General features: G+C 69.3%; 16 protein-coding genes and 1 pseudogene. 7 read left to right on the top strand and 10 right to left on the bottom strand.

Annotated features, from left to right (window positions below; genetic code table 11):
- Positions 1-37: 37 nt before the first annotated feature.
- From ACFU99_RS09800 to ACFU99_RS09780, 5 genes are all read right to left on the bottom strand, one after another.
- Positions 38-934 carry a geranyl diphosphate 2-C-methyltransferase gene (locus tag ACFU99_RS09800; RefSeq protein WP_384388391.1) on the bottom strand — a complete coding sequence of 299 codons (897 nt, stop codon included), beginning with the start codon at positions 932-934 and terminating at the stop codon, positions 38-40.
- Positions 935-951: 17 nt separating this feature from the next.
- A complete protein-coding gene (locus ACFU99_RS09795) occupies positions 952-2292 on the bottom strand; it encodes a family 2 encapsulin nanocompartment cargo protein terpene cyclase (protein WP_384388389.1) in 1341 nt (446 codons plus the stop codon).
- 173 nt (positions 2293-2465) lie between these two features.
- Positions 2466-3878: a family 2B encapsulin nanocompartment shell protein gene (locus ACFU99_RS09790; RefSeq protein WP_384388385.1), complete on the bottom strand. Its 1413-nt coding sequence runs from the start codon at positions 3876-3878 to the stop codon at positions 2466-2468.
- 568 nt (positions 3879-4446) lie between these two features.
- Positions 4447-4755, bottom strand: a complete 309-nt coding sequence (locus ACFU99_RS09785; protein ID WP_384388383.1) for a hypothetical protein — start codon at positions 4753-4755, stop codon at positions 4447-4449.
- Between the two features lie 11 nt (positions 4756-4766).
- Complete coding sequence (locus ACFU99_RS09780) at positions 4767-5327, bottom strand: hypothetical protein (RefSeq protein WP_384388381.1); 561 nt, start codon at positions 5325-5327, stop codon at positions 4767-4769.
- Positions 5328-5490: 163 nt separating this feature from the next.
- Between ACFU99_RS09780 and ACFU99_RS09775 the strand changes: the two are divergent.
- The 4 genes and pseudogenes from ACFU99_RS09775 to ACFU99_RS09760 form a co-directional block, all read left to right on the top strand.
- A pseudogene (locus ACFU99_RS09775) lies at positions 5491-5705 on the top strand (MerR family transcriptional regulator); the annotation flags it as partial.
- Positions 5706-5896: 191 nt separating this feature from the next.
- Positions 5897-7342, top strand: a complete 1446-nt coding sequence (locus ACFU99_RS09770) for a carotenoid oxygenase family protein (protein WP_384388378.1) — start codon at positions 5897-5899, stop codon at positions 7340-7342.
- Between the two features lie 93 nt (positions 7343-7435).
- Positions 7436-8416, top strand: a complete 981-nt coding sequence (locus ACFU99_RS09765) for an SDR family NAD(P)-dependent oxidoreductase (RefSeq protein WP_384388375.1) — start codon at positions 7436-7438, stop codon at positions 8414-8416.
- 99 nt (positions 8417-8515) lie between these two features.
- On the top strand, positions 8516-9700 hold the full coding sequence (locus tag ACFU99_RS09760; protein ID WP_384388372.1) for a DUF6183 family protein: 1185 nt from the start codon (positions 8516-8518) through the stop codon (positions 9698-9700).
- Between the two features lie 115 nt (positions 9701-9815).
- On the opposite strand, the gene ACFU99_RS09755 is transcribed toward ACFU99_RS09760, so the two are convergent.
- The 4 genes from ACFU99_RS09755 to ACFU99_RS09740 form a co-directional block, all read right to left on the bottom strand.
- Complete coding sequence (locus ACFU99_RS09755; RefSeq protein WP_384388370.1) at positions 9816-10481, bottom strand: hypothetical protein; 666 nt, start codon at positions 10479-10481, stop codon at positions 9816-9818.
- Positions 10482-10610: 129 nt separating this feature from the next.
- Positions 10611-11387 (bottom strand): alpha/beta fold hydrolase, encoded by a 777-nt coding sequence (locus tag ACFU99_RS09750; RefSeq protein WP_384388368.1) that lies wholly within the window; start codon positions 11385-11387, stop codon positions 10611-10613.
- A gap of 133 nt (positions 11388-11520) precedes the next feature.
- A complete protein-coding gene (locus tag ACFU99_RS09745; protein ID WP_384388365.1) occupies positions 11521-12432 on the bottom strand; it encodes an aldo/keto reductase in 912 nt (303 codons plus the stop codon).
- A complete protein-coding gene (locus tag ACFU99_RS09740) occupies positions 12429-13295 on the bottom strand; it encodes a helix-turn-helix transcriptional regulator (RefSeq protein WP_384388362.1) in 867 nt (288 codons plus the stop codon). Before ACFU99_RS09740 ends, ACFU99_RS09745 begins: the two co-directional genes overlap by 4 nt.
- A gap of 336 nt (positions 13296-13631) precedes the next feature.
- On the opposite strand from ACFU99_RS09740, the gene ACFU99_RS09735 reads away from it, so the two are divergent.
- Positions 13632-14072 carry an SRPBCC family protein gene (locus ACFU99_RS09735; protein ID WP_384388360.1) on the top strand — a complete coding sequence of 147 codons (441 nt, stop codon included), beginning with the start codon at positions 13632-13634 and terminating at the stop codon, positions 14070-14072.
- Between the two features lie 151 nt (positions 14073-14223).
- On the opposite strand, the gene ACFU99_RS09730 is transcribed toward ACFU99_RS09735, so the two are convergent.
- Complete coding sequence (locus ACFU99_RS09730; protein ID WP_384388357.1) at positions 14224-15096, bottom strand: class I SAM-dependent methyltransferase; 873 nt, start codon at positions 15094-15096, stop codon at positions 14224-14226.
- Between the two features lie 155 nt (positions 15097-15251).
- Here ACFU99_RS09730 and ACFU99_RS09725 point away from each other — a divergent pair, with 155 nt between their 5' ends.
- Positions 15252-15632 (top strand): hypothetical protein, encoded by a 381-nt coding sequence (locus tag ACFU99_RS09725; RefSeq protein ID WP_384388354.1) that lies wholly within the window; start codon positions 15252-15254, stop codon positions 15630-15632.
- A gap of 285 nt (positions 15633-15917) precedes the next feature.
- The gene (locus tag ACFU99_RS09720) at positions 15918-16508 is read left to right on the top strand and encodes a snapalysin family zinc-dependent metalloprotease (RefSeq protein ID WP_384388352.1); all 591 of its coding nucleotides are present in this window, start codon (positions 15918-15920) and stop codon (positions 16506-16508) included.
- The last annotated feature ends 117 nt before the right edge of the window (positions 16509-16625 follow it).

The following is a 16625-nucleotide window of genomic DNA, read 5'->3' as shown; positions in this document are numbered from 1 at the left end:
CGTACGAGGCTCGTACGGAGCGCCTACCAGGGGTGGATCAGACCCGGTCGGCGGCGATCAGGAGGTACTGGAAGGAGCCGTCCTTGTAGGAGTTGATGAACGCCTCCTCGATGCCGGTGACCAGGGAGGACGTGGCGCGCAGCTCCCAGTAGGGCAGCGTCGCGGCCGTCAGGTCGACGACGGTCTGCGGTACGAGGCGGTTGTCGGCCATGGCGCGCATGTACTCGCGACGGGAGTGGATGTTGCACTCGAAGTGCGCGTTGATCTGAGAGACCCACTTCGAGGGCTGGCCGTAGCGCGGGTTCCAGCAGCCCGTGATGGTCACATAGCGCCCGCCGATCTCCAGGATGCGGGAGTGCTCGGCGAAGAGGTCGTGCAGATCGACGTACATGGTCGACTCGTTGTTCCACGAGGAACGAGCCTCGCCCGTACCGAAGGGCATGTCGAGCATGTTGCACACGCGCGCCCGCACATGGCTGTCGATGCGCAGTTCGCCGGCGCGCCGGTTGGCGAACTCGGCCTGCTTGGCGGACAGGGTGACACCCTCGACATGGCAGCCGAAGCGCTGATGCGCCATCACCATCGAACCGCCCCGGCCGCAGCCCGCGTCGACGAGCGTGGCCTCGCTGCCGACGGGGCCGAGGTGGTCGATGAGGACTTCGGCCTGCGCCGACTCCAGGCGGTGGAGCTCGGCGATGAGCTTCTTCTCGTACTCGCTGTCGGCGGTGTCGCCGAGGGCGGCGCGGTCGATGTCGCCGATGCCGTAGTGGTGGTGGTAGAGCCCGTCGACATCGCCGAGGCGCAGGTTCACGGGCCTGGCCTCCTGGTCCCAGTAGCGGGCGATGTCACCCTGGTAGGGCGACGCCGGGGAGGGGATGAAGGCGGTGGTGCCCTGTGCGGTGGTGTGCTCGATGCTGGTCACGCGTGTATCCATTTCTCGCCAGAGGTCTTTCACCAGAAGTCGGGCAGGCTGTAACGGTAGGTGTTGGACCGGTGCCAGTAGTGGTTGCCGTCGACCCAGACGGCCACGCCCCGCAGGAAGCGCAGCACGCTCGGCACGGGGCAGGCGGCGGCCAGACCGGCGGCCTCGGCTTCGAAGGCGTGCATGAGGTCGTTGTGGACCTCGACCGCCTTCAGGTAGGCATCCCGGTCGGGAAGGTTCTCGCGCTGTGCGATCACCACGGGCAGGTTGAGGTGCGTGCCCGGACTCTTGAGCTCCTTGGTGTACGAGTACAGGTCGTTGACGATCGTGGTCGCGTTGCCGGCGAGCGCGATGACCCGCTGCATGGCCGGCAGTGCGTGCAGGTCCGCCGGGAGCTCGTAGCCGCCGACGGTGTCGGTGATCGTGGGACAGGGGCGGAAGTTGTTGAACTGGCGCATCGCCAGGTACTCCCACACCTGTGGCATGTGCCCCGTCTCCGACCAGGCGGCCTCCGCCAGATACCCCAGGTGCAGCCGGGCCATGTCGTGCCGGAACCGGTCGGCCTGGGAGGGGGTGGACTGCCGGAGGAAGTAGTCCATGGCGGAGCGGTAGGCGCGCCGGGGGGCGTCCGACTGGAGCGACTTCGCCCACTCCTCCTCGTACTCCGGCGTCGTGTGCAGCGCGTCGAGCGCCGTATGGGCCAGCAGGAGGCGGCTGCCGAGGCCGACGGGCGAGCCGCCGTGGTCCTCGCAGTAGCAGTCGTCGACGGCGTTCTCGGCGACCATCAGCCGGGTGGCGATCATCAGGTGGTCGATGGTGGGGGCGTCCGGATGGCAGGCGACCATGTACCTGCCGACGGAGAAGCCGTCGAACTGGTCCTGCCATTCCGGCGGGACCGTCTGGACCTCGTCCACGGCCCATGTCTTGATCCGGCCGCTGACCTCCTCGACCCGCAGCGGGTCGGGCTCCGGTACGGGGTGGTGGTACAGGCCCGGAACCGCGTCGCCTGCCGCGGGTCGGCACAGGTCCGGAGCGGAGTCGTGCGCAGACGGCGGACACAGGTCCGGAGCGGGGCCGCCGGCCGCCGACGCGCCCTCCGACCGCGCTTCGGGCGCCGGTTGCGCTTCGGACGTCGGCGGCGCCTCGCGCGGGGTGAGGCGCAGACCGGCCGTGCCCAGGCCGTTCGGGCCGCTGAGCAGCCGCTCCACGGTGGAACGCGGCGGTCTCGGGGCGACGGGTGGGGCGTCGGACAGGGCGACGGCTTCGACGTGAGGCTGGGAGTCGGCGAGAGAGTGGTGGGGCTGGGCGCCGGGGCCGGCCGCGGTGGCGGGCGGCCTGGGCGGAGGAAGGGAGACCCCAGGAACGGGCATCCGTGGCTCCTTGATGAGGTGGGTGGGCTGCGCAGGCGCCGGGCATGCTCGCGGGGCCCGGACCCGGACTCCGGGTCGTCGTCGGCTGTCGTGCGGACCTTGGCGTAAAAGAGCCCTCTACCTAGGGGACTTGTGCTCGGTCCGTGCACGTATAGCTAGCCTGTGTGGACCCTCTAGCTGCCCGTACGGGCGATCTGTACGTTTTCGAGCACGCCGAGGGCGTCGGGCACCAGGATGGCGGCGGAGTAGTAGGTGCTGACGAGGTACGAGATGAGCGCCTGCTCGCTGATGCCCATGAAGCGCACCGACAGGCCCGGTTCGTACTCGTCCGGCAGGCCCGTCTGGTGCAGCCCGACGACGCCCTGGTCGTCCGCGCCGGTGCGCATGGCCAGGATCGAGCTGGTCCCCTCCTCGCTGACGGGGATCTTGTTGCACGGCAGGATCGGGACCCCGCGCCAGGCCGGTACCTGCTGCCCGCCGAGGTCGACGTGGGTCGGGTAGAGCCCGCGCTCGTTGAAGCCGCGCCCGATCGCCGCGATCGCCTTCGGGTGTGCGAGGAAGACCTTGGTACCGCGGCGGCGGCTGAGCAGCTCGTCGAGGTCGTCCGGGGTGGGCGGCCCGGAGTGGGGCTGGATCCGCTGCTTGAAGTCGGCGTTGTGGAGCAGGCCGAACTCCCGGTTGTTGATCAGCTCGTGCTCCTGGCGCTCGCGCAGCGCCTCAATGGTGAGCCTGAGCTGTTCCTCGGTCTGGTTCATCGGCTCGTTGTAGAGGTCGGCGACCCGTGTGTGGACGCGGAGAACGGTCTGCGCGACGGAGAGTTCGTACTCACGCGGCTTGAGCTCGTAGTCGACGAAGGTGCTCGGCAGCCCCACTTCCCCGGTGTGCCCGGCCGACATCGCGATCTCGGCCTCGCCGTGACGATTCTGCGGCCGACCGGCGAGCGCGCGGAACTGTTCGAGGTGTGCCCGGAGGTTCGGCGCCCCGTCGCGGACGGCGGCGAAGTCGGCGCGGGAGAGGGTCAGGAGGGTGCCGGAGGTCTCGGCGGTGGCCGTATGGTCCCAGCTGGCGGCGTCGTCCAGGAGGGCGTCGTCGCCGAACCGGTCGCCGTCGGCGAGCACCGCGACGCGGACCTCGTCGTCGTACTCGCCTGCCGCCGTCAGCCGGATGCGGCCGTGCGCGATGAGGTGGATCTGCTCGGCGGCGCCGCCGCGCTCGGCCAGCACCTCCCCGGCGCGGAAGTCGCGCCGCACACACCGGTCGGCGATAGCGGTCAGCACCCCGACGTCCTCGAACCCGCGCAGCAGGGCCAGTTCGCCCAGCTCACGCGGGATCACCCGGACGTCGCCGGCCTCCTGTACGAACTCGATCCGCCCGTCGCCGACGGTGTGGGTCAGCCGCCGGTTCACCCGGTAGGTGCCGCCCTTGACCTCGACCCAGGGGAGCGCCCGCAGCAGCCACCGGGAGGTGATCCCCTGCATCTGTGGGACGGTCTTGGTCGTGGTGGCGAGGTTGCGGGCGGCCGCGGTGCTCAGACTGGACTGCCGGGGCGCATCCATCAGCGGTTCCGGGCTGGTCTCAGTGGACATCGGGCGGGCTCTCCTTGGTGTTGGACGTACGCACTCGGCGTCAGCTCAGGAAGCGGACTGGTGCATGTCATAGGGGGATTGGGTGTATTGAGGGGGAGTTGCAGCGGGAATTCGCGTCGATCTCGGGGAACCGTAACGGCCACGGCGCCCGGACAGCCGGGCGAGCCGGTGGGAGTTACCTCGATGCAGTGATCTTGCCCTGCAAAATGTTTATCCGAATGGTGACGAGTTTTAGGCGCTCCCCTCGAACCGATACGGGCACGCGGACGCCATTCCCGTATCTCCGCCATCTCCCCGCCGCCCCTCCGCCGCCCGCGGGGTGAACCGGCGGTAGTTGCCCAGGAGCAGGCGCTGAGAAGCCCTTGGAGACGGCGCGTTGGGGCGAGGCGTTGGCCCCGGCTCGCACGGCAGGAACCCCGCCCCGCCTCTCAAAACACAGGAATTAAGCTGAATTCGGCCACCTGCGCCGCCTGCTCTTGGTCGCTCAGCTCGGTCGTGGAGCGGCTGGGGAGGGTAGCGGTGGCGGGTGGCGGTTGCGGGTGGCGGCCGGTGGATGCCCCGTCGCCGGCTAATCGCTGCCCTGGACCGGGGCAGTGGTCCTGGTGTAGTGGGCGGCGATCTCGTCGCTGGTCGTCAGCCACACTCCGGGGTGGTGGGCGATGTACTCCAGCGCCTGGTCAAGGTACCGGAGGCGGAAAGGCTGGCCGATGATGAACGGGTGCAGGGCCAGCGCCATCACCCGGCCGCTGTCGGCGGAGTCCTCGTAGAGCTGGTCGAGCTGGTCCTTGACGATCTGGACGAAGTCCGGTCCGGTCAGGCCCTTGCTGACGAAGAGGCCGATGTCGTTGAGCTCCACGGAATACGGCACGCCGAGCATGCCGGGTACGTTCAACGGGTACGGCTGGTCGTCACTGGTCCAGTCCAGTACGTACGACAGGCCGAGTTCGGCGAGCAGTTCCGGGGTGTGGAAGGTCTCGGTGAGGGCCGGGCCCATCCAGCCGCGCGAGGCCGCCGGCCGGTGGCCCGCTCGATGGTGCCGACGACCTCGGCGAGGTAGGCGCGTTCCTCTTCGAGGGACATGTCGGCCTGGAAGGTGGAGTTGTTCTTGCCGTGCGCGAGCCAAACCCAGTCCCGGGCCCGTCCCGCGTCGATGATCTGGGGATAGCGCTCGGCGGCGTCGGAGTTGAGCAGCGCGCTCACGGGAATCCGGTGCCGGTCGAAGCTGTCGATCAGCCGCCAGACGCCCACCCGTGGCCCGTAGTCGCGCCAGCCGTAGTTCAGCGGGTCGGGAACCAGTCCCACGGTGTCCGCGAAGGCGCTCGTCGCGGGGCGGTCGATCCGGTAGTGCTCGACGTTCAGCCCCACGTAGAAGGCGACTCGGGCGCCATCGGGCCAGTGGATCGGCTCGCGTTCGATGATCGGGCTGTAGTCATAGAGCTGGTTGTCCATCAAGCTCACCTCACGTCTGCTGCGGGGGTTGTGGTGGCCGTGGGCTGTGGCCTGCGGCCGTGGGCTGTGTCCTGTGGTCGCGGGCTGTGGCTGCGTACGCCGAACAGGCTCCAACCTTCACGTAGACGTGAGGGTCAATGAGGCCGCCCACGAGGTGGATCACATGCGCATCGGAGAGCTGTCGCAGCGTACAGGCGCGTCCCGCCGGGTTCTGCGCTACTACGAGGAACAGGGCCTGATCGCCGCCCGCCGCTCCCCGAACGGGTACCGCCTGTACGACGAGCGCTTCGTGGACCGGGTATCGCAGATCAGGGGGCTGGACTGCTCGACGCCGGACTGCGGACACAGATCATCAAGCAGATGCTGCCGCGCCTCGACACGATGCACAGGGGAACGGTGAGCGTGTAGTCGTTCTTGGCCGCTCCCTTGGGCGAGGTGCGGTGTGGCGGGCGGGGGCGAAAAGCAGGGGACGTGGCGGTCGCGGCTGAGGCGGGCGAAAAGTTCAAGACTGCCGTTGGGGGGCGGGCTGGGGGACGCTGGGGGTCTCATCTCATGGCAGGAGGCAGCCGATGATGATGTCTTCGGGGCCATCCAATTCCCGTACACCCCTTCATTTATCGGGCAACAACGCACCGGTCGCGAGCGAGGTCACCCGTAGGCCGAGTGCGGTGATCGGCGCGATTCCCAGGGAGCTGCGCGGCCAATACTTCCGTAACGGGCCCAATCCGCGCAGCGGTTGGTCACCGCACTTCTTCGCCGGTGACGGCATGATCCACACCATTGCCCTGGCCGGCGGCCGGGCCACCTGGTACCGCAACCGCTACGTCCGTACGCCGCTGCACGCGCAGCCCGGCGCGTCCCGATTCGCGCTCGCCTTCGACCCGGTCACCTCGCGGCTCGACTACCGCGTCACCACGGCCAACACGCACCTCATCGCCCACGCCGGCCGGCTCTTCGCCCTCGAAGAAGGCGGTTTCCCCTACGAGGTGACCCCCGGCCTGGCGACTCTCGGGGCCTTCACCTTCGACGGGGCGTTGGAGAGCCCCATGACCGCCCACCCCAAGACCTGTCCCGGCACGGGTGAGTTGCACTTCTTCGGCTACCGGGTTCGGCCGCCGTATCTGACGTACTACCGGGCCTGCGCGGCGGGGCAGGTCGTGCAGCGACAGACCGTGGAGGTCCCGCGGGCCACGATGATGCACGACTTCGCCATCACCGCGCGGTACGTCGTCTTCATGGACCTGCCCGTCGTCTTCGACGCGGACGGGGCCGCGGCGGGCGGGCCGCCCTGGCGGTGGGAGGACAGCCACCGCGCCCGGTTCGGCGTCCTGCCTCGAACCGCCCAGGCCGGACAGGCCGACCAGGTCAGGCAGGCCGGGCAGGTCGGACAAAACACCTCTGTACGGTGGTTCGACGTCGCTCCCTGCTACGTGTGGCACACCCTGAACGCCTTCGAGTCCCACGGAACGATCACCGTGACCGGCACCCGCGTCCCGAGTCTGTGGCGCAGCGGACCACAGGATCTGAGCGGCGGCCTGCCCGCCCTGCACCAGTGGGTACTCCACCTGGCCACCGGCCGGGTCACCGAGACCCCGCTGGACGACACGCCCAGCGAATACCCCCGGATCGCCGACAACCGCATAGGACTGCCGCACCGCTACGGCTACACCACGAGCTTCACCCTGGACGCCGAGCCCCACCACGCCGAGATCTACAAGTACGACCTGACGCACGGCGCCCTGCGCAGTACCCACCGCTTCCCCGCCGGCCACACCTGCGGCGAAGCCGTCTTCGTCCCCCGCTCCGGCGCCGGCCCGGACCGGGAGGACGACGGCTACCTCATGACCTTCGCCCACGACCGCGCCCGCGGCACCAGCTACCTGGCCGTCCTGGACGCCATGGACCTCGGCGCCGCGCCGATCGCCGAGGTCCATGTGCCCGTCCGCATACCGGCGGGCTTCCACGGCAACTGGATACCAGCGCCCCTGTCCGAACCGGCCGACCCGCCCCCGTAGCCCTTGGCCGAGTGAGCGTCCCAGGTGCTCCGCAACCGAGCAGCGGGTGGCCGCCTTGCCATGGAGCGCGCTCCAATTCGTACCGTGTGGCTCATGACTACGCCTCAGCGCAAGGTGGCATCCGGGTTCGGAGCCCGGAGCACCGCCGCAGACGTCCTGCGCGGCATCGGCCTCTCCGGGAAACTCGCCATCGTGACCGGCGGATATTCGGGCCTGGGCCTGGAGACCACACGCGCGCTCGCCGACGCCGGCGCCACCGTCGTCGTCCCGGCCCGGCGCCCCGAGACCGCCCGGAAGGCGGTCCAGGACATCGCCGGGACCGAGGTCGACGCACTCGATCTCGCCGACCTCGACAGCGTCCGCTCCTTCGCCGAGCGCTTCCTCGCCTCGGGCCGTGACATCGACATCCTCATCAACAACGCCGGGATCATGGCCTGCCCCGAGCGGCGGCTCGGCCCCGGCTGGGAGTCCCAGTTCGCTGTCAATCACCTCGGGCACTACGCCCTCGTCAACCGTCTATGGCCGGCGATCGCGCGCGGCGGGGCCCGCGTGATCTCCGTGTCCTCCGCGGGCCACCACGATTCGGGCATCCGCTGGGACGACGTGCACTTCGAGCGCGGCTACGACAAGGTACTGGCATACGGGCAGGCGAAGACAGCCAACGCACTGTTCGCCGTGCATCTGGACGCACTCGCCCGCCACACGGGCGTACGGGCCTTCTCCCTCCACCCCGGCAGCATCCTCACCCCCTTGCAGCGGCACCTTTCCGCTCAGGAGATGGTCGCCGCCGGCTGGATCGACGAGCACGGCAACCTGGCGGATCCCACGTTCAAGACACCGGAGCAGGGGGCGGCGACACAGGTATGGGCGGCCACCTCCCCGCGTCTGGAGGGCCTGGGCGGCGTCTACTGCGAGGACTGCGACATCGCCGAGCCCGCTGCGAGCGACAGCGCGCCGCTCACCGACGTGAGCCCCCACGCGACCGACCCCGAACAGGCCGCCCGCCTGTGGACCCTCTCAGCCGACCTGACCGGCCTGGACGCATTCGCAGCCGAACGGTCTGGGACCCTATAAGGATGTGCATATAGGCACCAGCGCACCATATGTTTCTCTGACCCGATCAATCCCTATCGATCCTCATCGATCCCGATCGGCACCCAAGAGGAACACGACGTGAGCGACCGAATACAGAAGATCGTGGCACAGCTGCCCGACCTGAAGAGCGTGACCACGGTATGGGACACGGCTGAAAGCCGCCTCGCCGAAGGCGATGCCGCGTTCGTGGCCGACCTCGGTATTGCCTTGGCGAACAAGTACGGTTCGCGCGCGACTGAGGTCTGGCAATACCGGAGTGTCTTCGACCGGCTGCTCCGTCTGCTGACCACCGCCCCCGGCCGGGGACACATCGAGCAGGCGCTGCGACTTCTGTCCGCTGGCGGGAGCGGATCTGGGTCCGCGTCCGGGGCCGGGGCCGGGGCCGGGGCCGCCAAGCGGAAACCGGCCCGGTACGCGGCGTCATTGCTCGCCGCGGGCCAAGCCCCGGAAAACCTGACGGCTGTTTTCGCGGGCGGCAGCTCACGCGCCCGTGCTTCGGAGGAACTCCGGATGTGTCTCGTGCACGAACTGGTGCTCAGAGGCGTGGCGCTCGGGGACTTCCCAGAAATCGAGAGATGGGCGACATCCCCTCACTGGAGCCACCATCCGCTCGCCTGGCTTCCTCTCGAACTCTCCGCACTCGAAGAGGCGCCGCCCCTGCCGAGCTACACGGTGAGCGGGAGCAGCTACTCGATGCCGTACGGGCCCCAGGACGGCCCCGGGGCCACGCTGAGCAAGGCCGCACACATCCCATCGGCAACCGCGTCGACGACGGAGGCGTTCAGCGAGGCCGCCACCGCTGCCGTGGCCAACTGGGCCGAGGAGTCCAACGGCCGCAGCGAGGCCGTGACGTACGAGCTGGCCGAACCGTTCGAGGCGGGGGCTCTCCCCGACCTGCTGGTCTCCCTGGACCTGGAGTGCCTGCGAGGCGTCGGCCCGCGCAAACGCCTGGCACTCGCCTCCTGCCCTCCGGACGATGCCTGGCGCATCCTGTTCGCGGCGGCCTCGACCGGCGGCGCGTACAACAACGGCGAGTACGGGGCCTACGGACGCCTGGCAGCCTGGCGTTCCGTCGCCGCCTTGTCCGGAGCGCCCACGGAAGCGACGCCCGCCGAGGTGGAGCGCAGCGCCCAGGCATGCGACTGGCACAGCTTCGGGGCCGCCACCAAGTGGTTCGAGGGCGTGGCCTGGGACATAGGTCTGGTCTCCGTCGCCCCGAATGCCCGACGGCTCGCCATCCTGGTCGCCACGGACACGGACTGATCGTTGACCAACCTACCGTCCCCCTTATCGTCCCCTGTGGAACACAAGGTTGAAGAATTCCTGGCGCGGTAGGCCGCGGGCATAGAACGCGCGGTTGGCGAGATGCCCAGTGAGCTCAATTCGCCCGCTCGCGCCATGTCGCGGAGTTGCCCTGGACTTCGGCGATGCTGGGGTGCCGCACGGCGTCCAGTCCGTCATCGGCGAGGAGGTCCGAGATCAGGGCCGGCGTGCCGAATACCTCGGTCGCACTCAGATCCCAGTCGCTGAGGACGAACCAGGAGCCGCCGTCCAGTGGCCACCAGTGCGCGGGGAACCGGGTCCTCACGGCCCGGTCGAGCCACGCGCAGGCGTCATGGTGGGCGAGTGCCTCATCCAGCCGACTACGGCGCGCCGGAATCGGACAGCCGACGTCCTCGATTGCCGCCTGTGCCCAGTAGCACTCCGTACGCGCTCCGTCGAGGCTGTGGCGGGCAAGGGCCTCGACCAGGCGGGCCAGGCTGCCGCGGTCGATTTCCCCCACCCCCGGCCGCTCAAGGTCTTCGGGCAGGTTTAGCCCTTCGAAGACCCTGAAGGACGGGGTGTACGGCCAGTCCTCCAGTCGCTTGCCGACCCGTGCCAATACGTCGCCCCAGGTGACACGTTTCCCTCCCAGAGAGGCTGCGTGCAGAACCCAGCAGCGATCCGGAAAACCCTCCTGGGGCTCGTACCCCAGAATGGCCTCGCCCTCATCCAGGAACGGTCGTATACCGCCCAGCGAATCGTCGTCCGGCACAAGTTCCAACGCGGGCTCCCTCTACACTTCGATTCCTACCGCGCCGGCTCCGCTCCGGCACTGCGCGCGGCATCCGCTCGAATGCCGGAAGCACTGACAATTGCACGTCGCCGAACCACCAGAAGCGACGCAGCCCACCTACTGCGCCGGGAGACGGCGGACGAAATCCAGTAGCAGGGTGCAGAACGCCGCAGGCTGTTCCAGGGGGGCGAGGTGTCCGGCGGCGGGGATGACCACGGGGCGGCCTGCGTCGAGGGCGCGGGCCAGTTCTTCGCCGCCCTGGAAGAAGTCGGGCATGTCGTGTTCACCGACGCCGACCAGGGCGGGAGCGGTGAGGGTACGCAGCGCAGCCGTTCCTTCGCCGAGCGGGTCCGCGGCCGGCGGCGCCTCGCCGTGGGCGAGCTGTTCGGTGAGCTGGGCGCGGAGCATACGGGCCGCGTGGGTGCGTACGTCGTCGGTCGCGTCGGCCGAGGTCCACGCCTCGACGCCGGCTGTCACCGCCGACTCCAGATCGTCGGCGGCGAGTGCCGTCCTTTCGGCGTCCCAGGCGGCTCGCAGACGCGGGGAGGCCGGCTGGTCGTGGGGCCGGTATCCGACGAGTACCAGGCCCTCGACCCGTTCGGGCGCCGTGACGGCGGCCTGGAGCGCTGTCAGGGCGCCGAGGGAGTTTCCGGCCAGGACGAAACGGTCGGCTCCGAGGTGGTCGAGCGTTTCGAGCACGTCCGTCCAGGGGGCCGACTCACGGTCGGCGGGTACGTGTGCGTCGCCGTGGCCGGGCAGGTCCAGGGCGATGGCCCGTACGCCCGCGTCGGCGAGCAGGGGAAGGTGGGCGGCCCACATGGTGCGGTCGGTGGGACGGGCGTGCAGCAGGACGACGGGCCGGCCTCGGCCGGCCTCATCGGAGGGAAGCAGCATGGTGTGGATCTTTTCTTCGGTGCAGACAGGGTGCGGACAATCGGTGCAGACAGGGGGAAGGGAGAAGCAGGGGAGACAGGGCGGCGCTGCGGGCTGTTACGAGCGGGAGGCGCCTGTCCTTCCAAGGGCGTCATCACGCCGTGGCGGCAGCACTGGCAGTCAGCTCGTCGATCTCCGCGTCGCTCAGCCGCAAGGTCGCCGCGGTCAGGTTCTCCTCCAGGTGCGCGACCTTCGACGTACCGGGGATGGGCAGGACGACACCGGAGCGGGCCAGCAGCCAGGCCAGCGCGATCTGAGACGGGCCGACGCCGTGAGCGGTGGCGATGCGGTCGACCGGGCCGCCGGGGCGGGTCAGCTCGCCCGCGGCCACCGGCGCCCAGGGTATGAAGCCGATGCCGTGGCGGGTGCAGTACTCCAGGACGTCGGCGGAACCGCGATCGGTGAGGTTGTAGCGGTTCTGGACGGTGGCGATCTCCGCGATCGTACGGGCCCGCTCGATCTGGCCGACGGTGACCTGCGACAGCCCGATCGCTACGATCCTGCCCTCGTCCTGGAGCCTCTTCAACTCGCCGACCTGGTCCTCCAGCGGGACCAGCGGATCGACGCGGTGCAGCTGGAACAGATCGATGTGGTCGACGCCGAGCCGACGCAGACTCATCAGGGCCTGCTGACGCAGGTACTCCGGTCGCCCGACCGGCGGCCACGCCGCCGGACCGAGGCGCACCAGTCCCTCGTCGGTCCTGACCACGTCGGGCCCGTTCCGGGTGAGCCCGGCCTTCGTCGCGATCAGCACGTCGTCACGGTAGGGGTGGATCGCTTCCCGGATGATCTCTTCGCTGACGTACGGGCCGTAGGAGTCGGCGGTGTCGATCAGCTGCACGCCGAGTTCGACGGCGCGGCGCACCACGCGGACGCACTCCGCACGGTCGTCGGGTTCGCCCCATACCCCGAGCCCGGTCAGGCGCATGGCGCCGAAACCGAGGCGGGCGACCTTCTTGCCCGCGATCTCGAAGGCGCCGACGGCGTCGGACAGGGACATGGTCATGATGGGGATTTTCCTTCCTTCGTGGGAGCGGCCTGGTCTGTCGGGGCCGCGCCCTGCTCGGACAGCCGGCCGAGCAGGACCAGGGCGTCGGCGCCGGCGCTGCCGGGGTCCGCGCTGTAGACGGACAGGTGCTGCCCGGGGGCGCTGGTGACGGCGAGCGCCTCGAAGTACAGGCGCAGCTCCCCCACCCGCGGGTGGCGGAAGTGCTTGTCCTCGTGCGTACGGGGGCGGACCTCGTACCGCGCCCACAAGCCCGTAAAGGCGGGGCTGCGCACGCTCAGCTCGCCGACGACCCGCTCGATCCGCTCGTCCTGCGGGAACTGCGACGAGGACGCTCTCAGATTGCCCACCGCGATACGCGCGGCGTGGTCCCAGTCGGCATAGAACTCGCGCGCGAAGGGATCGAGGAAGATCATCCGCAGCAAGTTGTCGTAGCGGGCGAAACCGCTGTACAGCTCGCGCGCCATCGCGTTCGCGGCCAGTACGTCCTGCGCCGACCCGACCACGAAGGCCGGCACATCGCGCATGCCGTCCATCAGCCGCAGCAACGCCGGAGAGACGGTCGTCGCGGCGGCCGTCGTCCCGAAGACGGACAGGCCCAGCCGGAAGAGGTGGGCGGCCGCCGCGTCGTCCAGCCGCAGCGTTCCGGCGATCGCCCGCAGCACCTGCTCGGACGGGTGCCGCTCGCGGCCCTGCTCCAGCCGGATGTAGTAATCCGTGCTCATCCCGGCCAGCAGCGCCACTTCATCACGCCGCAGCCCCGGCACCCGCCGCGGCCCGTCATCCGGCAGACCGACATCCGCCGGCGCGACCGCCGCGCGGCGGGCTCGCAGGTAGTCGCCGAGTTCGTTCTCGCTTTCCATGACGGCCACGCTAATCGGGGACGGGTGCGGGGGCGTGGGTGCGCTGCACCCACCCGGGCGCGCAGGTCGGGCCCGTACCCCGGGGTGGTCGCAGCACACCCTCCCGCGGCCGCGGTCGCGCTCGTAGCGTCGGCGGTGTCAGCGGTCGCCCGGTCACCGCGCCGCCGTCCCCGCCCGGGAGGGCAGGCCGGGGAAGCCGCCGCGGCCTTCGGCGGCCGACCACCGGCCCCTCCTACTCAGCCGTCCCGCTCAGCCGTCCCACCCAGCCCTCCCGCTCAGCCTTCCTACCCGGCCCTCCCGCTCAGAACAGAATCCGAACAGAACCGGAGTCCTTTCATGCCCGAAACATTCGCCAGCGCTGTCATCCCGGCCCCGGTCACGACGGTGTGGCGCGTGGTCCGCGACTTCGGCGGCCTGGCCGCCTGGCAGCCGGCCGTCGCCGACTGCTCCCTGACGGACGCGGAGGCACCGGACCGCGTCGGTTGCGTCCGCACTCTGTCGATGGCCGACGGGGAGACCGTCGTGGAATCCCTCCTGGCACTGGACGACCACACGCGCTCCCTGACCTACGGCATCGTCAGCTCCCCGTACCCAGTGCACTCGTACCGAGCCACCATGCGGGTCATACCGATCACCGCCACCGACGAGACGTTCATCCACTGGTCGGTGACCTTCGACTGCGACCGAGCCGACACCGACGAACTGGCGGAAACCTTCCGCACCGGCATCTTCACAGCGGGGCTGCACGGCCTGGCCGGTCACTGTCACGCGCGCTGATCATCTGCTGCCATGAGCTTGTGCAGGGCGGGCCGTTGGGCGAGTTCGGCTTGGCGCGACCCGACCCGTCCTGTCCTATCCTGTTCCTGTCCGACCGTGCAGGACGTCCCCCGCCCGAGGCCGGGTGCGGCACGTGCTGCCTCCTGCTTGATCAGGCGGTCGTCGGTGAGGAGCCGGAAGCGGCTGCGGGCGGTTTCCGCCAGACAAAGACTTCGGTGCTCGGCTGCCGCTCGGAGAACCGGCCCGGTGAAGAGGACTTCCGCAGCAGTTGGTGAAGCTCCGACTCGAATTCTTCCCGGCGAGTCCCGAATAGGTGGGGAGCCGAGGACGACATCGAGAACACCCAGGCGATGACGTCGTCCGACGTACGTTCCAACGCCTGCCCGCCGGGAATGACGAGACGATCCGGGCCGGAGAATCCTGCTCGGGCAAGCACGACGGCCTCACCGCCGGGCGTCCCGTCCGGCAGTACTCCCCGACCGGCTCTGCGGACCGGCCCCAGGTATTGGCTGATCAACTCGTTCATCGCGGCATAGGGAACTGCCGGATACAAAAGACCCCCGGTAGATAGGGCCTCCGTTTTCAGATCGGAGATGTGCACCAGTGCCCCGCCTGGCCGCAACATGCCCTTCACCGTCGTCGCCACCAGGTCGCGATCCATCCAGTGGAAGGACTGGCCGAAGGCCGCCACGGTGAACGTGCCTAGCCCGGCGGGAAGATCCTCAGCCCGGCTCTGTACCCACGTGGACTTCCCGTCCACTCCAGCCTTTACGGCCCCGCGCCCGGCCTCGGCGATCATTCCACTGTCCGGGTCGACCCCGACGGTCTCGCTGAACAAGTCCGCGAGCCGCAGAGCGAGGGTGCCTGGTCCGCATCCCACATCGAGTAGGCGCCCTTGTCCTTCGAGCTTCAGTGCCCCGACGAGCGCGCCCACCAGCCCCGGAGCGTAAGGAAGCCTCCCACGCTCGTAATAGCCGGCCGCGCCGGAAAACAGGGTCTCGTCCCACACCCAATCAGCAGCCATCCATCTCCACCCCCGCCACCAAGAAGGTCCGTGCCGTGGGCGCCTCCGCTTCCCCACGGCCCTCAGAAGCGGAAGTACACCAACTGATCCAGCAATCGTCACCCAAGATACTCACCCGCGCGATGGCAGCAGGAAGCCTCTGACAGCATGGGCATGTGGAGACCGCCAACGGATCGGACGACCCGCTCCGGCTGCTGATGGGCCGAGAGGTGAGCGCCGTGTGCTTCGTGCGCGACTACGTCGAGCTGCACTTCGACGGACCGGTCCTGCGAGCCCTGAGCGCTCCTTTCGGCTGGTACGGATGCCGCGAGTGGCACTTCCCCGCACGCGGGGCCTTGGAGCTCATGCTGTGCTACATCGGCAAGACGGTCGACGGTTACGCACTGGAGCCGGAGCGAATTCTCGCCGTGGACTTCGGCGAACACCGATTCGCTGTCCCGCTGGATCAGACTTCACGCGTAGGTCCTGAAGCAGCCCATCTGATGGGTATCGACAAGAACGGCGGCACCGACGCAACCGGGATATGGACCTGGTGAAAAGGGCAGTACGAGCCGCGCCTATGGCAATTGTTCCCCCGGACAGGAAGTCGGTTTCCTCGCAGATCTTCAACCTCCGCTCCCTGCGGGAGGATCGGCACCCGTTCGCACTGGAAGGGCCCGACGGCATCCCGCCACCGCCCCACCGCACCCGGCGGATGCCGGATGGCGCCCCTTCCCGCCCCTCCCGCCCGACCCACCGTCACCGAAGAGGGGGTTGTCATGTCCGCGTCTACCTTCTTTACTACGTGCAGCAGCTGAGACTTGAGGAGGCGCACCAGTCCCATGCGCAAGCGAATGGCCGTTCTGACGGCACTCATACCTGCCCTGCTGAGCACCACGGTCGGCGTCGCCTCGGCGGCCCCCGCACCGCACGCGGACCGGGCAGTGGTCACTCTGACCTACGACGACAGCCGGGCCGGTCAGTGGAAGGACGCGGTCCGGCAGGCCGTGCAGATCTGGAACTCCGCGGTCCACAACGTACAACTGAAGCCGACGAGCACCCCCGGTTCGGCCGACTACATCTACAAGGCGACCAACGGCTGGCCGATGACCACGCTGGGGCCGATCTTCCCCGGCGGGCGCGGCAACGTACAGCTCGGGCAGCAAGCGGTGGACCAGGGCTACGACGTAACCCGGATAACGGCACACGAGACCGGGCACATCCTCGGGCTGCGCGACACCTACAACGGCCCGTGCTCGGAACTCATGTCCGGCCACGGGCCCGGCCCCTCCTGCAAGAACGCCAAGCCCAACGCGGCCGAGATCGCCCGAGTCGACAGGAACTACGCGTCGGGCGCCTCGGCGACGCGCCCCCAGCACCACCAGGTGGTAATCGACGTCTGGCCCGGCCGGGTTCTCTCCGGCACACGCTGATCCCGGCCACGCTCCCGGGACCGCACCCTCTGGAGCAGATGCGGCCAGCGTCCAGAATCCGCGGGCGTCCCTGTGCGGTGCCGCAACGATCGTTGCGGCACCGCACAGGGCCTTGCG

Source organism: Streptomyces sp. NPDC057654, assembly GCF_042800135.1.
In the GTDB taxonomy this organism is placed as follows: Bacteria; Actinomycetota; Actinomycetes; order Streptomycetales; family Streptomycetaceae; genus Streptomyces.
Note: the sequence above shows the minus strand (reverse complement) of the source record. Positions and strands in the feature narration are given on the sequence as shown.

Coding starts and splice junctions, on each gene's coding strand:
- ACFU99_RS09765 (WP_384388375.1), top strand. CDS start 7,436: ATGACTACGCCTCAGCGCAAGGTGGCATCCGGGTTCGGAGCCCGGAGC.
- ACFU99_RS09780 (WP_384388381.1), bottom strand. CDS start 5,327: ATGGACAACCAGCTCTATGACTACAGCCCGATCATCGAACGCGAGCCG.
- ACFU99_RS09735 (WP_384388360.1), top strand. CDS start 13,632: ATGCCCGAAACATTCGCCAGCGCTGTCATCCCGGCCCCGGTCACGACG.
- ACFU99_RS09770 (WP_384388378.1), top strand. CDS start 5,897: ATGATGATGTCTTCGGGGCCATCCAATTCCCGTACACCCCTTCATTTA.
- ACFU99_RS09745 (WP_384388365.1), bottom strand. CDS start 12,432: ATGACCATGTCCCTGTCCGACGCCGTCGGCGCCTTCGAGATCGCGGGC.
- ACFU99_RS09790 (WP_384388385.1), bottom strand. CDS start 3,878: ATGTCCACTGAGACCAGCCCGGAACCGCTGATGGATGCGCCCCGGCAG.
- ACFU99_RS09800 (WP_384388391.1), bottom strand. CDS start 934: ATGGATACACGCGTGACCAGCATCGAGCACACCACCGCACAGGGCACC.
- ACFU99_RS09795 (WP_384388389.1), bottom strand. CDS start 2,292: ATGCCCGTTCCTGGGGTCTCCCTTCCTCCGCCCAGGCCGCCCGCCACC.
- ACFU99_RS09750 (WP_384388368.1), bottom strand. CDS start 11,387: ATGCTGCTTCCCTCCGATGAGGCCGGCCGAGGCCGGCCCGTCGTCCTG.
- ACFU99_RS09740 (WP_384388362.1), bottom strand. CDS start 13,295: ATGGAAAGCGAGAACGAACTCGGCGACTACCTGCGAGCCCGCCGCGCG.
- ACFU99_RS09730 (WP_384388357.1), bottom strand. CDS start 15,096: ATGGCTGCTGATTGGGTGTGGGACGAGACCCTGTTTTCCGGCGCGGCC.
- ACFU99_RS09720 (WP_384388352.1), top strand. CDS start 15,918: ATGCGCAAGCGAATGGCCGTTCTGACGGCACTCATACCTGCCCTGCTG.
- ACFU99_RS09785 (WP_384388383.1), bottom strand. CDS start 4,755: ATGCTCGGCGTGCCGTATTCCGTGGAGCTCAACGACATCGGCCTCTTC.